Source organism: Streptomyces sp. NPDC054872 (genome assembly GCF_053610705.1).
This window is the reverse complement of the sequence record NZ_JBSGYY010000011.1, coordinates 173,014-192,291: the sequence shown is the minus strand read 5'-3', so window position 1 is coordinate 192,291 and position 19,278 is coordinate 173,014. Positions and strand designations below refer to the sequence as shown.

The 19,278-nt window shown below is 70.1% G+C and carries 16 protein-coding genes and 1 pseudogene; 12 read left to right on the top strand and 5 right to left on the bottom strand.

Annotated features, from left to right (window positions below; all coding sequences use genetic code 11):
* The 3 genes from ACWGIH_RS16135 to ACWGIH_RS16125 all read left to right on the top strand — a co-directional run bounded on the left by ACWGIH_RS16135 (position 1) and on the right by ACWGIH_RS16125 (position 3,298).
* Positions 1-1,281 carry a glycosyltransferase family 4 protein gene (locus ACWGIH_RS16135; protein ID WP_453445197.1) on the top strand — a complete coding sequence of 427 codons (1,281 nt, stop codon included), beginning with the start codon at positions 1-3 and terminating at the stop codon, positions 1,279-1,281.
* On the top strand, positions 1,278-2,153 hold the full coding sequence (locus ACWGIH_RS16130; protein ID WP_453445196.1) for a hypothetical protein: 876 nt from the start codon (positions 1,278-1,280) through the stop codon (positions 2,151-2,153). The genes ACWGIH_RS16135 and ACWGIH_RS16130 overlap by 4 nt, the downstream gene beginning before the upstream one ends.
* Before the next feature lie 74 nt (positions 2,154-2,227).
* A complete protein-coding gene (locus ACWGIH_RS16125) occupies positions 2,228-3,298 on the top strand; it encodes a helix-turn-helix transcriptional regulator (protein WP_453445195.1) in 1,071 nt (356 codons plus the stop codon).
* 1 nt (position 3,299) lies between these two features.
* Here the strand turns inward: ACWGIH_RS16125 and ctaD are convergent.
* A pseudogene (gene ctaD / locus ACWGIH_RS16120) lies at positions 3,300-4,871 on the bottom strand (aa3-type cytochrome oxidase subunit I); the annotation flags it as partial.
* 417 nt (positions 4,872-5,288) lie between these two features.
* Here ctaD and ACWGIH_RS16115 point away from each other — a divergent pair.
* Positions 5,289-5,504: an I78 family peptidase inhibitor gene (locus ACWGIH_RS16115; RefSeq protein ID WP_453445193.1), complete on the top strand. Its 216-nt coding sequence runs from the start codon at positions 5,289-5,291 to the stop codon at positions 5,502-5,504.
* Between the two features lie 114 nt (positions 5,505-5,618).
* Here ACWGIH_RS16115 and ACWGIH_RS16110 read toward each other — a convergent pair whose 3' ends face one another.
* Positions 5,619-6,635 (bottom strand): phosphatase PAP2 family protein, encoded by a 1,017-nt coding sequence (locus tag ACWGIH_RS16110; protein ID WP_453445192.1) that lies wholly within the window; start codon positions 6,633-6,635, stop codon positions 5,619-5,621.
* Positions 6,636-6,871: 236 nt separating this feature from the next.
* Complete coding sequence (locus tag ACWGIH_RS16105) at positions 6,872-8,032, bottom strand: glycosyltransferase family 39 protein (RefSeq protein ID WP_453445191.1); 1,161 nt, start codon at positions 8,030-8,032, stop codon at positions 6,872-6,874.
* Between the two features lie 230 nt (positions 8,033-8,262).
* On the opposite strand from ACWGIH_RS16105, the gene ACWGIH_RS16100 reads away from it, so the two are divergent.
* Both ACWGIH_RS16100 and ACWGIH_RS16095 read left to right on the top strand, forming a co-directional pair.
* A complete protein-coding gene (locus ACWGIH_RS16100; protein ID WP_453445189.1) occupies positions 8,263-9,933 on the top strand; it encodes an MFS transporter in 1,671 nt (556 codons plus the stop codon).
* A 131-nt stretch (positions 9,934-10,064) separates the two neighbouring features.
* Complete coding sequence (locus ACWGIH_RS16095) at positions 10,065-11,261, top strand: acyl-CoA dehydrogenase family protein (protein ID WP_453445187.1); 1,197 nt, start codon at positions 10,065-10,067, stop codon at positions 11,259-11,261.
* Positions 11,262-11,274: 13 nt separating this feature from the next.
* On the opposite strand, the gene ACWGIH_RS16090 is transcribed toward ACWGIH_RS16095, so the two are convergent.
* Positions 11,275-11,718, bottom strand: a complete 444-nt coding sequence (locus ACWGIH_RS16090) for a cell division protein SepF (protein ID WP_453445185.1) — start codon at positions 11,716-11,718, stop codon at positions 11,275-11,277.
* A gap of 290 nt (positions 11,719-12,008) precedes the next feature.
* Between ACWGIH_RS16090 and ACWGIH_RS16085 the strand changes: the two genes are divergently transcribed.
* Positions 12,009-13,274, top strand: a complete 1,266-nt coding sequence (locus ACWGIH_RS16085; RefSeq protein ID WP_453445183.1) for a DUF5685 family protein — start codon at positions 12,009-12,011, stop codon at positions 13,272-13,274.
* A gap of 89 nt (positions 13,275-13,363) precedes the next feature.
* Here ACWGIH_RS16085 and ACWGIH_RS16080 read toward each other — a convergent pair whose 3' ends face one another.
* Positions 13,364-14,323 (bottom strand): transporter substrate-binding domain-containing protein, encoded by a 960-nt coding sequence (locus ACWGIH_RS16080; protein ID WP_453445181.1) that lies wholly within the window; start codon positions 14,321-14,323, stop codon positions 13,364-13,366.
* A 448-nt stretch (positions 14,324-14,771) separates the two neighbouring features.
* On the opposite strand from ACWGIH_RS16080, the gene ACWGIH_RS16075 reads away from it, so the two are divergent.
* From ACWGIH_RS16075 to ACWGIH_RS16055, 5 genes are all read left to right on the top strand, one after another.
* Positions 14,772-15,629 carry an amino acid ABC transporter permease gene (locus tag ACWGIH_RS16075; protein WP_453445180.1) on the top strand — a complete coding sequence of 286 codons (858 nt, stop codon included), beginning with the start codon at positions 14,772-14,774 and terminating at the stop codon, positions 15,627-15,629.
* Complete coding sequence (locus ACWGIH_RS16070) at positions 15,626-16,501, top strand: amino acid ABC transporter permease (protein WP_453445178.1); 876 nt, start codon at positions 15,626-15,628, stop codon at positions 16,499-16,501. The genes ACWGIH_RS16075 and ACWGIH_RS16070 overlap by 4 nt, the downstream gene beginning before the upstream one ends.
* Positions 16,498-17,259 (top strand): amino acid ABC transporter ATP-binding protein, encoded by a 762-nt coding sequence (locus tag ACWGIH_RS16065; RefSeq protein ID WP_453445176.1) that lies wholly within the window; start codon positions 16,498-16,500, stop codon positions 17,257-17,259. The genes ACWGIH_RS16070 and ACWGIH_RS16065 overlap by 4 nt, the downstream gene beginning before the upstream one ends.
* 38 nt (positions 17,260-17,297) lie before the next feature.
* Entirely contained in the window at positions 17,298-18,272 is a 975-nt protein-coding gene (locus ACWGIH_RS16060) for an ABC transporter substrate-binding protein (protein WP_453445174.1), read from the top strand.
* 63 nt (positions 18,273-18,335) lie between these two features.
* Positions 18,336-19,214, top strand: coding sequence for a DUF1684 domain-containing protein (locus ACWGIH_RS16055; protein WP_453445173.1), 879 nt, complete (start codon positions 18,336-18,338; stop codon positions 19,212-19,214).
* Positions 19,215-19,278: the final 64 nt, after the last annotated feature.

Genomic DNA, 19,278 nt, shown 5'->3' with positions numbered 1-19,278 from the left:
ATGCACATCTCTTTCCTGATTCACAACGCGTACGGCATCGGCGGGACGATCCGGACGACGTACAACTTGGCGAACACGCTCGCCGAGCAGCACGACGTCGAGATCGTCTCCGTCTTCCGGCACCGCGACGATCCCGTGTTCGCGCCCGACTCCCGCGTCAGGCTCAGTCACCTCGTCGACATGCGCAAGGAAAGCCCCGGCTACGAGGGGGCGGCCGCCGACGCCCTGCGGCCCGCAAGGACCTTCCCCAGTGCGGAAGGTCGCTACGACCAGTACAGCGCCCTCACCGACCGGCGCATCGCCGAGCATCTCTCCTCGGTCAGCGCCGACGTGGTGATCGGAACGCGTCCCGGCCTGAACGTGCACCTCGCCCGCGAGACCGCGCGCGGCCCGCTGCGGGTCGGCCAGGAGCACCTCACCCTCGACAGCCACTCCAAGGAACTGCGCCGCCAGCTGCGCAGCGTCTACCCGCGCCTCGACGTCCTGACCACGACGACCGAGGCCGACGCCCGCGCCTACCGCCGCATGATGCGTCTGCCCGGAGTCCACGTCCAGGCCGTGCCCAACCCCGTCCCCGCGCCCGGCATAGAGCCCGCCGACGGCAACCAGAAGTGGGTCGTGGCGGCGGGGCGCCTCGCCCCCGTCAAACGCTACGACCTGCTGATCCGGGCCTTCGACCAGGTGCGCGCCCAGCGCCCCGACTGGCGGCTGCGGATATACGGCGGCGGCAAACAGAAGGACAAGCTGCGTGCCCTGATCGACGAGCTCGGGCTCTACAACCACGTCTTCCTAATGGGACCCGCCCACCCCATCGAGCCCGAGTGGGCCAAGGGCTCCATCGCGGCGGTCACCTCCAGCCTCGAGTCCTTCGGCATGACCATCGTCGAGGCGATGCGCTGCGGGCTGCCCGTCGTCGCCACCGACTGCCCGCACGGACCCGGCGAGATCATCGACAACGGCGTCGACGGGCGCCTCGTCGAGGTCGGCAACCCCGACGCGATAGCGGGCGGCCTGCTCGAACTGATCAACAACGACACGCTGCGCAGGCAGATGGCGGGCGCCGCCCTGGAGGACTCCGAGCGCTTCGACCCGGTCCGCATAGCCGAGCGCTACGACGCGATGTTCACCGGGATGATCGCCCGCGGCAGCTCCTTCGGCGGCCGGATGCGCGGCTCGCTGCACCGCACCCGCGGCGCCCTCCTGAACGGCGCCTACGCGGTACGGGACATGGGACATGGGGCACCGACCAGCGGCATACAGACGAAAGGATCCACCGCATGACGGCCTTGGCCACCTCGGACGCCTCATCGCCCTGCGACACCGGTGCCGATCAGGACGTCGCCGCGGCCCCGCGCGCCGACTGCATAGCCGACTCCGCGGGCGGTCTGACCTTCGACGTCACCGACCCCGGCGGCGAGGGCGCCGCCTACCTGCTGCTGCGCCGCCGTGACGCGGCCTCCGCCGACGAGGACGTACGACTGCCGCTGTCCCCGGCGGCCGACGGCCGGCTGCGGGCCGCGCTGCCCAGCAGCGTCGAGCTGGCCGAGGGCCGCTGGAACGCCTACGCGGAGGTCGGCGGCGCCACCCCGCGCCGCCTGGCGCCCGGCGTCAACGACCTGCGCTCGCTGGTGGACCGCGCCCCCAGCGGCGCTCGCGGCCACATCGCCGTCCGCATTCCCTACGCGACCAAGCAGGGCAACCTCTCCGTACGCAGCTGGCTGCGCGCCCCGCACGCGGAGATCGGCGAACTGGAGATCGCCGGCGCCGCGATGACCGCGCAGGGCCGCGTGTACGGCACCGCGCTGACCGGCGCCGCCTACGCGGAGGCGACCCGCCGCGCCGACCCCGCCGAGGCCGAGCGGTACGAACTCACCGCGGACGGCGCACAGTTCAGCTTCGGGCTGCGGTGTGACGTGCTCGCGGACAGCGGCGCGGGCCCCTGGGACCTCTGGCTGCGCCCGGCGGGGGAGAGCGGGCCCCGGATCCGGCTCGCCCGGCTCCTGGACGACATCCCGGACAAGAAGCAGATCTTCACCTACCCGGCGGTCCGGCTCGACACCGTGGCACACGGCCCGCTGGAGGCGGGGCCGTACTACACGAACGACAACGACCTCTCGGTCCGGATCCGCGAGGCGAACGCCGTCGCCGACTGAACCAGGGGCACGTCGTCGAGAGCTGATGTCATCGCGGACCGTGGCTGTCCGCGACGCCGGGCACAATCGGCCCCATGTTGGAGACCTCCGCACGGCTGCTCCGCCTGCTCTCGCTGCTGCAGGCCCACCGCGACTGGTCGGGCGCGGACCTGGCCGACCGGCTCGGCGTCACCCCGCGCACCGTACGGCGTGACGTGGACCGGCTCCGCGAGCTCGGCTACCCCGTCAACGCCAGCCCCGGCACGGGCGGCGGCTACCAGCTCGGAGCGGGCGCGGAGCTGCCCCCGCTGCTCCTGGACGACGACGAGGCGGTCGCGGTCGCCGTCGGCCTGCGCACCGCCGCGGGGCAGGGCATCGAGGGCATCGGTGAGACCTCCGTACGCGCCCTGACCAAGCTGGAGCAGGTCCTGCCGAGCAGGCTGCGGCGCAGGGTGGGAGCGCTGACGGCGTTCACCGTGCCCATGTTGCGGACCCCGCGTCAGCAGGCCGTCGACCCCTCCGTCCTGACCGAACTCGCCCACGCCTGCCGGGACGCGGAGCGCCTGCGCTTCGACTACGTCGACCACGGCGGCGGTACGACCCGCCGCACGGTCGAACCGCACCGCCTCGTCTGCACCGAGCGCCGCTGGTATCTCGTCGCCTGGGACGTCGACCGCGACGACTGGCGCACGTTCCGCGCGGACCGCATCACGCCGAGGCCGCCGCACGGACCGCGCTTCGCGCCGCGCACCCCGCCCGCCGACGACCTCGCCGCGTACGTCTCCAAGGGCGTCTCCACCCGCGGGTACGCCGCCCAGGCGGTGTTCCGGCTCCTGGTGCCCCTGGAGGAGGCGGCCCAGCGGGTCACCCCCTCGGACGGCACCCTGGAGGCCGAGACCGAGGGCAGCTGTCTGTTGCGCACGGGGGCCATGAGTCTGGACGTCATGGTGATCCATGTGCTGCTGATGGGCTTCGAGTTCGAGGTCGTCGAGCCCGCGGACTTCACCGAGCGGATCAGCTCGGCGAGGGACCTCCTGAGCCGGGCCCTGGACCGGGGTGTTCGGTCTGCGGGTCCGGATACTGCGCCTGGGGCGGATGGAACGCCGCGAACTCCGGATGGTGCAGGTCGAACGCCGGGGACTCGGAGCGGATCCGGGGCAGCGTGACGAAGTTGTGGCGGGGCGCCGGGCAGGCGGTGGCCCACTCCAGGGAGCGGCCGAAGCCCCAGGGGTCGTCGGCCTCGACCTTCTTGCCGTATTTGGCGGTCTTCCAGACGTTGTAGAGGAACGGCAGCGTGGACATGCCGAGCAGGAACGCCCCGATGGACGAGACGGTGTTGAGCGCCGTGAAGCCGTCCGCCGACAGGTAGTCCGCGTAACGCCGTGGCATGCCCTCGGCGCCCAGCCAGTGCTGGACGAGGAACGTCACGTGGAAGCCGACGAAGAGCGTCCAGAAGTGGATCTTGCCGAGTCTCTCGTCGAGCATCTTCCCGGTGAGCTTCGGCCACCAGAAGTAGAAGCCGCCGAAGGTCGCGAAGACGACGGTGCCGAACACGACGTAGTGGAAGTGCGCCACGACGAAGTACGAGTCGGTGACGTGGAAGTCGAGTGGCGGCGAGGCCAGGATGACGCCGGTGAGCCCGCCGAAGAGGAAGCTCACCAGGAAGCCGACCGACCAGAGCATCGGGGTCTCGAACGACAGCGACCCCTTGAGCATCGTCCCCGTCCAGTTGAAGAACTTCACGCCCGTGGGGACCGCGATGAGGAAGGACATGAAGGAGAAGAAGGGCAAAAGGACCGCGCCCGTCGCGAACATGTGGTGCGCCCACACGACGACGGAGAGCCCGGTGATGGCCATCGTCGCGCCGATCAGGGGCAGATAGCCGAAGATCGGCTTCCTGCTGAACACCGGGATGATCTCGGAGATGATCCCGAAGAACGGCAGCGCGATGATGTAGACCTCGGGGTGCCCGAAGAACCAGAAGAGGTGCTGCCACAGCAGCGCGCCGCCGTTCTCCGATGCGAAGACCATGGAGCCGAGGCGCCGGTCCGCCTCCAGGACGAGCAGCGCGGCGGCAAGGACGGGGAACGCGAGCAGCACCAGGATCGACGTGAACAGTACGTTCCAGGTGAAGACGGGCATCCGGAACATCGTCATCCCCGGCGCCCGCATCCCGATGATGGTCGTCAGGAAGTTCACCGAGCCGAGGATCGTGCCGAACCCGGAGAGCGCGAGCCCCATGATCCACAGGTCGGCGCCCACCCCCGGCGAGCGCTCCATGCTGTTGAGCGGCGCGTAGGCGAACCAGCCGAACGACGCGGGGCCGCTGGGCACCAGGAGCGAGCCGAGCACCATCAGGCCGCCGAAGAGGAACAGCCAGTACGACAGCATGTTGAGCCGCGGGAAGGCCACGTCCGGGGCGCCGATCTGGAGCGGCATGATCTCGTTGGCGAAGCCCGCGAACGTCGGCGTCGCGAACAGCAGCAGCATGATCGTGCCGTGCATGGTGAACGCCTGGTTGAACTCCTCGTTGGTCATCAGCTGCAGCCCGGGACGGGCGAGCTCGGCCCGCATCATCAGGGCCATCAGACCGGCGACGAGGAAGAACACGAACGACGTGATCAGGTACAGGTGACCGATCTTCTTGTGGTCGGTGGTGGTCAGCCAGTCCACGAGAACCCGGCCCGGAGTCCTCTGCCGGACCGGCGGTGCCGCCGCGCTTGCGGTCTCAGTCCCCATCGCTCGCCCCTTCGCCGTCACGCCGCCGGTCCTGTTCGAAGCACCCGCCATGATGCTCGCGTCACACCCGGATCCGACAGGGGGCGTACGGGCCCGCTGTGCTGGAATCTTGAATTCCCTATGTGTCGTCACATCTCGCCGAGCGCCCTGGATTCGGAAAATGAGGGGGTCACGAAATGGCGTGCCGGTGACCTGTCCACCGCGCTATTGAGGTGCTATCGGGGCCCCACGGAAGAGCCCGCGGGAAATCCGCTAATGGCATGGGAACAACTCCGGAACCGCCCGTACGTGTGACGGAGTTAAGGCGAAACGGGCGTCGTGATCCTGTGACAGAAGCGTGACCGGAGAGGTACCGGTGACGCATGGTGTCCGGCTACGGCCTTCCGCGGCCGCCTCGCGCCGCCTAACGTGGCGGCCATGGCACCTATTCCGACCCCTCCCGCCGAACCCCAGGACAGCTTGGACGCCTACGTCGGTCTCGCGGCCGAGGGCGCCGAGCGGCAGGCCCGCGAGCGTGGCTGGTCCACCGTCAGGTCGTTGCCGCCGGGGGCGATCATCACCATGGAGTACCTCGCGGGGCGGCTCAACTTCGAGGTCAAGGAAGGCGTCGTGGTCCGCTGCTGGAAGGGCTGACCGCCCCGGCGGCGCACGGCGACGGCACGGCGAAAGGCCCCGGTTCCTGGACGGAACCGGGGCCTTCGCGGTGCGGGGGATGGGTTGTGCGTACCGGCCCCCGCTGTCCTGGGATCAGCCGCCCGCGACGGGGCGGGGCGACGTGGCGGCGCGTGTGGCGCGCTCGGAGTGCGGCGGGCGGCGGCTGCCCGCCGGGGTGGCCGGGCTGCGCTCGGAGCGCGGTGTGTGCGGGCCCGGGGCGAGGTAGGCCGGGGCGCGGGCGGGGCGCGCGGCGCCGACCGGCTCGCGCAGCGGGGGCTCGTCGGCCGGGGCGGGCGTGGGCTGCGGCACCCTGGCCGGTGCGGGGGTGGCCGGCCCGGCGAGACGACCGGTGCGGCGGGAGCGCCACAGGTCCCGCAGGCTGAAGATCCAGCCCTCGACCTGGGTGAGCAGCGGCTCCACCCAGGGCAGCGCGAGCAGCACGAGCAGGCCCGCCGCCCAGCCGAGGAAGACATCGCTCAGCCAGTGCGTGCCGAGGTACACGGTGGTCAGGCCGACACTGAGGGAGACCACGGCGGAGAGCGCCGAGAGGTAGCGGCGGGTGCGCGGGGTGGAGGCCATATAGGCCAGGATTCCCCAGGTCACCACGGCGTTGGCGGTGTGGCCGGAGGGGAATATATCGCCGCCGAGCCACATCTCGTTGGCGCCGATCGTGGTGGCGTAGTGCGGGCCGAGGCGGCCCATGCCGATCTTGGCCGCGCCGACCGTGACGTTGAGGAGCAGCAGGGCGGCCCCGAACGTCAGGAGCGGGCGGATCGTGTGCTGGCGCCAGGAGCGCCAGCCGAGCCAGGCCGCGACCATCACGGCGGTCGGGCCGCGCTGGCCGAGGACCACCCAGTAGTCGAGGAAGGCGTGGATCTCGGGCCACTGCTGGTAGGGCCGGAAGAACATGACCTGCCAGTCGAACCGCACCAGCCACGAGGTGGCAAGCACGGCGACCACGATCGCCAGGTAGAAGGCCAGGGTCGCGCTGAAGAGCACGATCCTGTGCCTGCTCATCCTCGGCAGATCGAGGCCGGCCGGTCGTTCCGGCTCCCGGTCGAGACGGGCGAAGACCCGGTCCAGACGGGTGAGGTTTCGTTCGGTACGCACCCAATCGACGTTACAGCGAGTGAGTGCGGGACTAGGCCGAATCAGTGGCTTTGTGATGACGATGTGATGTGGCATTGATCTCAGACGGGGGTTTATTCCTTTGGTTTTCCTATTCCGAGATCAGGCCCTTACCGAATTCGTTGATCATTGGCCCGACCGTTTTATGACCCTTATTAATTCGTTCACCGGGGGCTGGTGCGGAATTTTCCTGACGCTCACCGGACCCCTGGAAACGATCATGGCGGACCCGAGCCGTTCAGCCAGAACGCCCCGTACACCGCGCTCGCCGCCGCCACCACCCCGAGCACCGGCGCCGACCTGGACGTACGCAGCGCGGCGAGCGCCACCGCGATCGGCAGCAGCAGGGGGAAGGCGGGCAGCAGGAGGCGCGGCTTCGAGCCGAAATAGCCCGTGGCGCACAGGGCGAGCGCCACGACGATCCCGCAGTACACGAGGAGCGGCAGCGGCTGCTTCCGCCGTACGCCGATGACGTACAGCCAGACCACCAGGGCGACCCCGACGATCAGGCCGACCCCCGCGAGGGCCCCGGGGAACGCGGTGAACTTGTCGCCGACGAAGCGGGCGAAGGCGTAGCCGAAGTCGAAGCCGTTGCCCCAGCCGGCCTGGACGTCGAGGTAGCCGAGGACGCCGTCGCCGGTGCGGTGGCCGACCCACAGGACGTAGCCCGCGGCGCCGAGCGGGGCGAGGACCGCCCCGAGGATCATGCGCGGGTCAGGCCTGCGGTCCCGGTACAGGCGGACGGCGGCCGTCACCCAGATCGCGGCGACCACCGCGGCGCCGACCGGCCGGGTCAGGCCCGCGAAGGAGGCGAGCACGCCCGCCCACACCCAGCGTCCGGTGAGCACCGCGTACAGCGACCAAGCCGCGAGCGCCGTGAACAGCGACTCGCTGTACGCCATCGACTGCACGACGCCGACCGGGAGCACCGCCCACAGGGCGACCGCGCAGACACCGGCCCGGCGCCCGTACAGATGGTCGGCGATCGCGAAGATCCCCGCGGCGGCGCAGAGCGAGGCGAGCCAGCTCACCACCAGGCCGGCATCGGCGTACGACAAGGGGCTGATCGCCGAGACGAGACGCTCCAGCCACGGAAGGAGCGGGAAGAACGCGAGGTTCGAGTGCACGCTGCCGTCCGGGAGCGTCACCTCCCAGCCGTAGCCGTGCTCGGCGACGCGGGTGTACCAGAGCGAGTCCCAGCGGGCGGTGAGCAGCGTGTGGGCGCTCTTTCCCGCGGCCGCGCTCCACAGAGCGAGCACCGCGAGCCCCAGGGCACGCACCCCGGCATAGACGAGCAGCGCGGGCGCCGCACGGCGCAGCGCGGTGCCCGCACGGGCGCCGTAGGACGGCGGGGTCGGGCGTTGGTCCAGGTCGGTCACGGGCTCGATTATCGGCGCAGGCGGGAACCGGCCACCCTGCCGGGGGCGTGGTCCATGCGTGGGCAGCGTGGCGTACGCCACACGGTCTCCGCGCAACCGTGAGAGGTCCGCCACGCGCCACAGCCGTGAACTCGCGTACTCTGACGGCTCACTCGCCTTTCGTTGCCGCCAGCTGGGAGATCACGTCCCGCGGGGCCGCCGATGCGAGGGATCACTGGGAGGTATCGCACATGTCGGGTTCAACCACGGCCACCGCTCCTTCCGGCCGTCGGGTACCCGGGTCGCAGGGCGGCGCCAACCGCTGGCTGGTGCTCGTCGTCCTCTGCGTAAGCCTGTTGCTCGTCGCCGTCGACGCCACCGTTCTGCACGTGGCGGTGCCCGCCGTCACCGAGGACCTGAAGCCCGGTGGCATCGAGCTGCTGTGGATCGTGGACATCTATCCACTGATCTGCGCCTCGCTGCTCATCCTCTTCGGCACGCTCGGTGACCGGGTGGGCCGCAGACGGGTGCTGCTCCTCGGCTACGCACTGTTCGGCGTGGCCTCGGCGGTGGCGGCCATGGCGGACAACGCCCAGGTGCTGATCGCGGCCCGCGCCCTGCTGGGCGTCGGCGGCGCGATGATCATGCCCGCGACGCTCTCGATCCTCCGCCAGGTCTTTCCCGACCGGCGTGAGCGCGCCGTCGCCATCGGTGTCTGGAGCGCCGTGGCCGGCATCGGCGCGGCGGGCGGCCCGCTGCTCGGCGGATTCCTCCTCGAGCACTTCTGGTGGGGCTCGGTCTTCCTGATAAACATCCCGCTGATGCTGGTCAGCCTGCCCATCGGGCGCCTGCTCCTTCCCGAGTCGACGGGCGACCGCGACGGGCCGTGGGACGTGATCGGCGCGCTGATGGCCGCGGGCGGCCTCTTCGGCATCGTCTTCGCGGTGAAGCGGGCGGGCGGCGGCGAGTCGCCGTTCGGCATGACCACCCTTCTCTCCTTCTTCCTGGGCGCGGCCCTCCTGGTGGGCTTCGTCCGCAGGCAGCGGCGGCGCAAGCATCCGCTCATCGACCTCTCGATGTTCGCGCGGCCTGCGTTCAGCACCTCGCTCGGCTGCATCGTGCTCGCGATGCTCGCCCTGGTGGGCCTCGAACTGGTCGCGGCGCAGTATCTGCAGCTGGTGCTCGGCCTCTCCCCGCTGGAGACCGGCATGCGGCTCGTGCCGCTCACCGTCGCCGCCATGGCCGCGGGCCTCGCCGGATCGAAGCTCCTGCACCGCTTCGGCCCGCGCACGATGGTCGCCTCCGGCTTCACGCTGACCGCGGTGGCCGTGGTGGTGCTCACCGGCATGGGTGACCAGGCCAACGATCCGCTCCTGCTCGTCAGCTTCGTGCTGCTGGGCCTCGGTCTGCAGACCACGCTCTTCGGTTCGTACGAGTCGATGCTCAGCGAGGCGCCCCCGGCGCAGGCGGGCGGCGCCGCCGCGATCGGCGAGACCTCCTACCAGCTGGGCGCCGGCATCGGCATCGCGCTGCTCGGCAGCGTCATGAACGCCGCATACGCGCCGGGCCTCTCGTCCGTCCAGGGCGTGCCCGCCAAGGAGAGCGCCGCCGCGAGTCACTCGCTCGGCGAGGCGTACGAGGTCGCGTCGGGCCTCGGTGGCGGGGCGGGCGCGGCGCTGCGCGACGCCGCGCGCGAGTCCTTCGTGCACGGGCTGCACGTGACGCTGCTCGTCAGCGCCGGGCTGCTGCTGCTCGGCGCGCTGATGGCGCTGAAGCTGCCGCGGACCATGGAGTGCGGGGCGTCCGCGGAGCTGCCCGAGCAGGAGGTGCCCGAGAAGGGGGCGTCCGAGAAGGGAGCGCCCGAGCAGGGGGTGCCCGCTCCCCGGGGCGAGGCGGGGGTCCCGGCGGAATCCGTCCGCTGACGTGCTTCCGCGTCCTTCGGCCGGGGAATTCCCTCATCCGTCGGCCCTTGTTCCTGCGTGACCCCGCGTCGTAACGTCAACGCGAGCCGTAGTAACTACCACTGCTAGTTTTGCGCCGCCGGAGGCCCGAGATGTCCGCACGCAGCCGTACGCCCCTGCCGCCCTTCGACCCCACCGACCCCCTCGGCCTCGACGACCTCCTGGAGCCGGAGGACCTCGCGATCCGCGAGACCGTCCGGACCTGGGCGGCCGACCGCGTCCTGCCGCACATCGCCGACTGGTACGAGAAGGGCGAGCTGCCCGGCATCCGCGAGCTCGCCCGGGAGCTCGGCTCGATCGGCGCGCTCGGCATGTCCCTGGAGGGCTACGGCTGCGCGGGGGCGAGCTCCGTCCAGTACGGACTCGCCTGCCTGGAGCTGGAGGCCGCCGACTCCGGCATCCGCTCGCTGGTCTCCGTGCAGGGCTCCCTCGCCATGTACGCCATCCACCGCTTCGGCTCCGAGGAGCAGAAGCAGCGCTGGCTGCCCGGCATGGCCGCGGGCGAGATCATCGGCTGCTTCGGTCTGACCGAGCCCGACCACGGCTCCGACCCGGCGTCCATGCGCACCTTCGCCAAGAAGGACGGCACCGACTGGGTGCTCAGCGGGCGCAAGATGTGGATCACCAACGGTTCGGTGGCCGGGGTCGCCGTCGTCTGGGCGCACACCGACGACGGGATCAGGGGCTTCGTCGTCCCCACCGAGACCCCCGGTTTCTCGGCGCCCGAGATCAAGCACAAGTGGTCGCTGCGCGCGAGCGTCACCAGTGAGCTGGTGATGGACGAGGTACGGCTGCCCGCCGACGCGGTGCTTCCCGAGGTCACCGGGCTCAAGGGCCCGCTGAGCTGTCTCTCCCACGCGCGCTACGGCATCGTCTGGGGAGCCATGGGCGCCGCCCGCTCCTCCTTCGAGGCGGCCGTCGAGTACTCCAAGACCCGCGAGCAGTTCGGCAGGCCCATCGGCGGCTTCCAGCTCACCCAGGCCAAGCTCGCCGACATGGCGGTCGAGCTGCACAAGGGCATCCTGCTCGCGCATCACCTCGGCCGGCGCCTGGACGCGGGCAGGCTCCGTCCCGAACAGGTCAGCTTCGGCAAGCTCAACAACGTGCGCGAGGCGATCGAGATCTGCCGCACGTCCCGGACGATCCTGGGCGCGAACGGGATCTCGCTGGAGTACCCCGTGATGCGGCATGCGACGAATCTCGAATCGGTGCTCACCTATGAGGGCACCGTCGAGATGCATCAACTCGTGTTGGGCAAGGCGCTCACCGGTCTTGACGCCTTCCGGTGAGCGGCCTCGCCCGCTAGCTCTGGTTGAAGAAGCCGTCCGACGGACGGCTCGTGGCCTCCCCGTTGACAATCTGCGTGTTGGCGGGGGTGAGCAGGAAGACCCGCGTCGCCACGCGCTCGATGGAGCCGCGCAGTCCGAACGTCAGGCCCGCCGCGAAGTCCACGACGCGCTTGGCGTCGCCGGGCTCCATCGACGTGAGGTTGATGATGACCGGGACACCGTCCCGGAAGAGCTCGCCGATGCCGCGCGCGTCCCGGAAGCTGTCCGGGGTCACGGTCCCGATCCGGCGTCCTTCCTCTTCGGCGGCCTCGGCGACCACCCGCACCCGCGGGTCGGTCACCCAGGCTTCGCCGGGCCCCTCGGCCCCGTCGTCGTCGTAGCCGTCGTAGTAACGCTCGTCATTGTTGTTGTCGTCGACGAGGCCAAGCCAGGCACTCGCCTTGCGCACCGATCCCATGGACGCCTCCTCTCACAGCGGGCTTTCTGCGTTCCCTGTCCCCATGTTCGTCCATGATGCGGATAGTGCGCCAAGTGGATAGTCGCCGCGCGGGGTTTTCGTGACGGTACTGGTGCAGAGTCAACACGCCGTAAACGCGTGATACCCCAAGGGTCGGGCTGTGTACGGCTGCTGACAGTGAGTGAAATATGATTCTTCACGGCGTATGGGTGACGACCAGTGCGTACGGGTGAACGGACCCCTCGATACGATGCCCGAGTTGATCGAAGACGGGCTCACGGGGGAGTCGCATGTTCGGAATCGTCAGGCCCTGCAGCCATCGTCTGGGCGAAGGCCTCAAAACGCAATGGATGGCGCACCTCTGCGGCCTCTGCCTCGCACTGCGCGGTGATCACGGGCAGTTCGCCCGCGTCGTGACGAACTACGACGGCCTGATCATCTCGGTTCTGACGGAGGCTCAGGCGCAGGAGTCGACGGGGTGGCGCCGCACCGCGGGCCCCTGTCCGCTGCGCGGCATGCGGACCGCCTCCGTCGCGCAGGGCGAGGGCGCACGGCTCGCCGCCGCGGTCTCGCTGGTGCTCGCGTCGGCGAAGGTGCGCGACCACGTCGTGGACGGGGACGGCCTCTTGGCGCGCAGGCCGGTGGCCGCCGCCGCCCGCAAGGTCGCACGCAGCTGGGACCGGGCAGGCGCCCGCACCGGCGCCGATGTGGGATTCGACACGGCGGTCCTGCTCGACGCCGTCGAACGGCAGGTCGGCATCGAGGGCTTGGCGGGCCCCGGCACCTCCCTGCTCACGGTCACCGAGCCGACCGAGACCGCGACCGCCGCGGCCTTCGCGCACACCGCCGTCATCGCGGGCAGGCCGGGCAACGCCGAGCCGCTGGCCGAGGCCGGGCGGCTCTTCGGCAGGCTCGCGCATCTCCTGGATGCCGTGGAGGACAAGGAAGCTGACGCCGCGTCGGGCGCCTGGAACCCCCTGACGGCCACGGGCACCGGCCTCGCCGAGGCCCGGCGGCTCGCCGACGACGCCCTGCACGGCATACGGCTCGCGCTGCGCGACGCCGAATTCACCGACGGCAAGCTCGCCCACATGCTCCTTGCCCATGAGCTGGGACGTTCGGTGGACCGCGCCTTCGGGACCGACGCGTGCGGACACGCACACGAGGTGACGGCCCATCAGGGCGGCTCCTTCGGACCGCCGCCGGATCAGGGCGGGCCGTACGGGCCGCCTCCCTCCAGCGGTCCGTACGGCCCGCAGTCCCCGTACGGAGGTGGCAATCCGTACGGAGGCGGGGTGCCGGGTGCCCCCGGCGGTCCAGGCGGCTTCGGTGGCGGGCCCGGGCCCGAGCCGCAGCCGCCGAAGCCGGGGAAGCGGGGCTTCTGGGCGGGGTGTGCCGTTGCCATCGGGCTGTGCTGCACCTGCAAGCTGTGCTGTGCGGATTCGTACGAGGGTCCCTGGTCCCGCAAGAAGCGGGAGGGGTGCTGCAACAACTGTGGTGACAGTGGGTGCTGCTCCTGTTGCGAGTGCTGCTCCTGCTGCGACTGCGGGCTATAGGTACTCGGCGGAATTTGCTTCGTCTGCGGGTTTGTGGGGGCTTGTCGCGCAGTTCCCCGCGCCCCTTCGGGCGCGGACCTGACCGGCAGTCAGTCCTTGATCTCCGGGGGTGAGATCCGGGACTCGTCGAGCGCCGAGCCCTGGGTGCCCCACTTCTTCAGGATGCGGTCGTACGTCCCGTCCTTGATCAGGCGGTTCACCGCCGCCTGGAAGGCCGGCGCCAGCCTCGTGCCCTTCTTGAAGGCGAAGCCGACGTCGAGGCGGTGGTACTCGCCGAGGAACTTCAGCCCCTCCTGCTGCTCGACCGCGTAGCGCAGGCCGTTGATCGTGGACATCACCACATCGGTGCGCCCCTGCTGGAGCGAGCCCCAGATCGCGCCCTGCTCGGCATACGTCTTCACGCTGTAGGGCTTCTTGCCCGCGTCCTCGCACACGTGCTTGTTGTCCTCCAAGGTGACCTCGAAGGTGGTGCCCGCGCCGGTCGCCACGTTCAGACCGCACAGCTGCTCGAAGTCGGTGACCTTCTTCAGCTTGCTGTCGTCGCGGACGGCGAAGCCCTGGCCGTCGTTGATGTACGTGACGAAGTCGATGGTCTTGCGCCGCTCCTCGGTCACGCCGAAGTTGCCGGTGCCCAGGTCGTACTTTCCGCTGTCCAGGGCGGGCAGGATCGCCTCGAAGCTCGCGGCCTCGCGCTTCAGCTTCAGGCCGAGCGTCTTGGCGACGGCCTCCGCGAAGTCGGCGTCCTGCCCGACGATCGTCTTGCCGTCCTCCAGATAGGTGTTGCCGGGCGGGCTGCCGCCGACGGCGGTCGCGAGACTGAGGGTGCCCCGCTCGCGTACGTCCGGGGGCAGGAGCTTCGCGGCCGCCGCGTTCTTCTCGACCGAGGAGACCACGTCCCGCGTGGGGATCTTGTCGCTGTTGCCCGCGGGCGCCGCGCCGCCGGTGGTGTCGGCTGAGCCGCCGGAACCGCAGGCGGTGAGGGCGAGGGTGGCGGCGGTGATCAGGGCGAAGGCGGCGGGGATGCGTCGGGAGTACGGGGGCTTGCTCATGGCGTGACGGTCTCCATCAGGCAGCAGGGCAGGGCGAAGCGGACGTGCGAGGGGAGGGGGTGCCGCTGCTCATGGCGGTACAGCAGTGGCGTACGCGTGTGAAGGCGGGGTCAACGGCGCGCGGGCGCACGGGAGATGCAAGGCGGGAGAGACCCGGGAACAGAGAAGGGCTCAGCGCGCAGGGGGTCGGCTCAGAGAGTCGTCGAACACGACGCGGACCACACGCGACCGAAGTCGATGTGGGAGCGCGTGACCAGCCACTGCTGCGAATGCATGGGGGCAAGTGGAGCAGGCATCCGTTTCCGCGTCAACTGCTCCGAGACGTAACGCTCACATCCTGGACGGCCTTGACAGGGAGCATGAACCGCCCCTTAGTCTCAAGGCGGATCGTGCTGAGGGGCTCGGTCCGCGTGAAGGCATCACCTCCCGTATCCACGGAGCCTTCGCCATGTCTTCCGACACGCTCACCAAAGCCGCGTCAGCCCCTCCTCAAGATCCCCCACCTGATGTGCCGCGCATCGTGCCGCAGCGCCGTGCCGGGCAGTGGGTGGCCGCCGCCGCGGTCCTCGTGCTCCTCGCGCTCGCCGTCAACTCCGTCGTCCGCAACGACGCGTTCCAGTGGGACGTGGTCGGCGACTACTTCACCTCCGCGTCCGTGCTGCGCGGCCTGTGGCTCACCCTCTGGCTGACCTCCGTCGTCATGGTGCTCGGCTTCGCGCTCGGCGCGATCCTCGCCATGGGGCGGCTCTCGTCCAACCCCGTTCTGCGCGGCGTCAGTTGGGGCTACGTGTGGCTCTTCAGGTCGATGCCGATCCTGGTGCAGCTGCTGTTCTGGTTCAACATCGGGGCGCTGTACCCGTACCTCTTCGGCATCAAGACGGTGAATCTGCTCGGGCCGATCACCATCGCCGTCATCGGGCTCACCCTGCACGAGGCCGCGTACGCCGCCGAGGTGGTGCGCGGCGGGATCCTCTCCGTCGACCGCGGGCAGATCGAGGCCGCGCAGGCGCTCGGGCTCAGCCGGTGGCGCAGATGGCGGCGGATCGTCCTTCCGCAGGCCATGCGCTCCATCGTGCCGCCCGCCGGGAACATGCTGATCGGCACGCTCAAGGGCACGTCCATCGTCAGCGTGATCGCGGTGCAGGACCTCCTGTACTCCGTGCAGCTCGTCTACCACCGCACCTACCAGGTCATCCCGCTGCTCCTGGTCGCCACCATCTGGTACGTCGTGATCACCTCGCTGCTCAGCATCGGGCAGTACTACGTGGAGCGGCACTACGCACGCGGTTCGGAGCGCACCCGATGAGCCTGACGGAGCGCAAGCCGGCCAGTGACACGGCGAAGGACGACTTCGGCGCGCTGAAGGTCGTTCCCGTGCGCCACCCCTGGCGCTGGGCGGCCGTCGTCGCGACGGCCGTCCTGGTGGCCCAGTTCGTGCACGGACTCGCCACCAACTCCGGCTGGGAGTGGGGGGTGTTCGCCGAGTTCTTCACCGCCGACGTGATCCTCAAGGCGGTGTGGGTCACCCTCCAGCTCACCTTCTACGGCACGGCCCTCGGCTTCGCGCTCGGCATCGTGATCGCCTTCATGCGGCTCTCGGCGAGCCCGTTCCTGCGCGCGGTGGCCTTCGCCTACATCTGGGCGTTCCGCTCGATCCCGCTGATCGTGCAGCTGCTCTTCTGGTTCAACCTGGCCTATCTCTACAAGGAGTTGCAGTTCGGGATCCCGTTCGGGCCCGGCTTCTTCTCCTTCGACACGATGGGGCTCGTCGGCGCGATGAGTGCGGCGGTCCTCGGGCTCGCCCTGCACCAGGCCGCGTACGCCGCCGAGATCGTGCGTGCGGGCGTCCTGTCCGTCGACAGCGGGCAGTTGGAGGCCGCGGCGGCGCTCGGCATCCCGCGGCTGCGGCAGATCCGCCGCATCGTCCTGCCGCAGGCGATGCGCTCGATCCTGCCCAACGCGGCCAACGAGATCATCTCCCTCTTCAAGGGCACCTCGATCGTCTCCGTGATGGCGATCGGCGAGCTCTTCTACCAGGTGCAGGTCATCTACGGCCGCAACGGCCGTGTCGTGCCGCTCCTGATGGTCGCCACCGCCTGGTACGTCCTGCTCACCAGCGCCCTCTCCGTACTCCAGCACTACGTCGAACGTCACTTCTCGAAGGGGGCATCGCGATGAGCGCGATGGTCGAACTCCGGTCCGTACACAAGTCTTTCGGAACCCTGGAAGTCCTGCGTGGCCTCGATCTGGAGGTGCGCAAGGGCGAGGTCACCGTCATCCTCGGCCCCTCCGGCTCCGGCAAGTCCACGCTCCTGCGGGCCATCAACCACCTGGAGAAGGTGGACAAGGGCTGGATCAGCGTCGACGGCGCGCTCGTCGGCTACCGGCGCTCCGGCGACAAGCTGTACGAGCTGCGCGAACGCGACGTGCTCAAGCAGCGCACCCAGATCGGCTTCGTCTTCCAGAACTTCAACCTCTTCCCGCATCTGACCGTCCTGGAGAACATCGTCGAGGCGCCCGTCTCGGCGCTGAAGCGCCCGCGCAGGGAAGCCGTCGCGCAGGCCGGGACCCTGCTCGACCGGGTCGGGCTCGCCGACAAGGCGGACGCCTACCCCAAGCAGCTCTCCGGCGGGCAGCAGCAGCGTGTCGCCATCGCCCGCGCGCTCGCCCTCGAACCGAAGCTGCTGCTCTTCGACGAGCCGACGTCCGCGCTCGACCCCGAACTGGTCGGTGAGGTCCTCGACGTCATCAAGGACCTGGCGAGCCAGGGCACCACGATGATCGTCGTCACCCACGAGATCGGTTTCGCGCGCGAGGTCGCCGACACCGTCGTCTTCATGGACGAGGGACTCATCGTCGAGCAGGGCACCCCGGGCGATGTCCTGGACCGTCCGCGGCACGACCGCACCCGCGCGTTTCTTTCCAAGGTTCTCTAGCCCCGTCCTCAGCCCCGCCTTTCTCCAGGAGCTCCCGCATGCTTTCCCGACGTACCACCCTCGCCGTCTCCGTCGCCGCCCTGGCCCTCGCGCCCCTGCTCAGCGCCTGCGGCGGGGACAGCGACGCCGCGACGGGCGGCGGCGAACCCGGCACCAAGAAGGTCGGCAACATCAACATCGGGCCCGACCAGAACCGCGTACGCGGAAAGAAGGTCGACGCGATCGCGAAACTCCTCCCTCAGAAGGTGCGAGAGCGCGGCACACTGCGGCTCGGCGGCAGCGCCGACTCGGTGGCGCCCCTCGGCTTCTACGCCACCGACGACAAGACGCGAATCGGCTCCGAGGTCGACATCGCGAGCCTGGTCGCCGACACGCTCGGCCTGAAGCCGAAGTTCGAGCAGGTCTCCTGGGAGAACCTCTTCGTCGGTCTGGACAGCGGGAAGTTCGACGGCGTCTTCTCGAACGTCACGGTGACCGAGGAGCGCAAGGAGAAGTACGACTTCGCGACCTACCGCCACGACAACATCGCCTTCGAGGCCCGCAAGGACGCGAAGTGGACGGCGAAGAAGCCGGCGGACGTGGCGGGCAAGTCGATCGCGGTCTCCTCCGGCACCAACCAGGAGAAGATCCTTCTCGACTGGAGCGAGCAGAACGAGAAGGCCGGGCGTGAGCCGGTCGCCATCAAGTACTTCCAGAAGGACTCCGACTACTACCTGGCCCTCCAGTCCGGCCGCATCGACGCGTACCTCGGCCCGAACCCGTCGGCCGCCTACCACGTCGCGTCATCGGGGCAGACGAAGATCATCGGAACTCTGTCGGGCGGCGGCCCGAGCATCCAGGGCGAGATCGCCGCCACCACGAAGAAGGACAGCGGACTCGTCGACGCGTACGCCGCCGCGCTCAACCACGTGATCAAGGACGGCAGTTACGGCAAGGTCCTGGCGCGCTGGGATCTGACCAGCGAGGCCGTGCGGGAGTCGCAGATCAACCCCAAGGGCCTGCCCAAGCCGTAGGCGGGCGCGTCAGCAGGGAGTCGTGCGGGGATGCCCGCAAACCGGTATGGAAAGGTTGATCACATGACGACGGACTCATCGACGGGCGCATCGGCGGACGCATCGACGGGCGCATCGGCGGACGCATCGACGGGCGCATCGGCGGACGCCTCGGGCGACTGGAAGCGATGGCACGCGCGGCGGACGGAGACGGTGTCGGCGCCCTATGGGCCGCTCTCCCTCACCGGCACCCACTGGCTCGCGGACCACACGGATGGTTCGCTTCCGGACATCCCCGGGCGCTGGACCGAGGCGGGCGACGAGATCGTCCTGACCGCCGGGACCGGTGACGGGCTCACCCTCGACGGGCAGCTCTTCAGCGGGGAGGCCCGCCTCGGCGCCGACCCCGGCCCGGTCGCCGCGGCCCGCGTCGGGCTCGGCGACCGCCGACTGGTCGTGCTGCGCCGCGAAGGGCAGTGGGCGGTACGCGACTTCGACCCGGAGTCCGCCACGCGCCGCGCCTTCAAGGGCATCGAGGCCACGGAGCACGACGCGCGCTGGGCCGTGCCGGGGCGCTTCACGCCGTACGCCGCCGAGAGCACCACCGACGGGGTGCGCACCGTCCGGGTCGGCAACGCGGACGGGGTGGAGCGGGGGCTCGGTCTCGGGGGTGAGCTGGCCTTCGACCTGGCCGGAAAGAACCACACGCTCCAAGTGTCGGTGGAGGGCGACGGCTCGCTGTGGGCGGTCTTCGCCGACGCGAGCAGCGGGGTGTCCAGCTACCGGTTCCGGTTCCTGCGGCCCGCCGCCCCGGACGCCGAAGGGCGCACGACGGTGGACTTCAACCGCGCGCTTCTTCCCCCGTGCGCCTTCGCCGACCACTTCATCTGCCCCTTCCCGCCCCCGGGGAACACCCTTGACGCCGACATCGCCGCGGGAGAGCGGAACCTGGTCGGCCACTGACACGTCAGAGACAAGCCGATGACCCGAGCCCCGGCGGCGTACGACAGACACGTCAGCCGTCGGG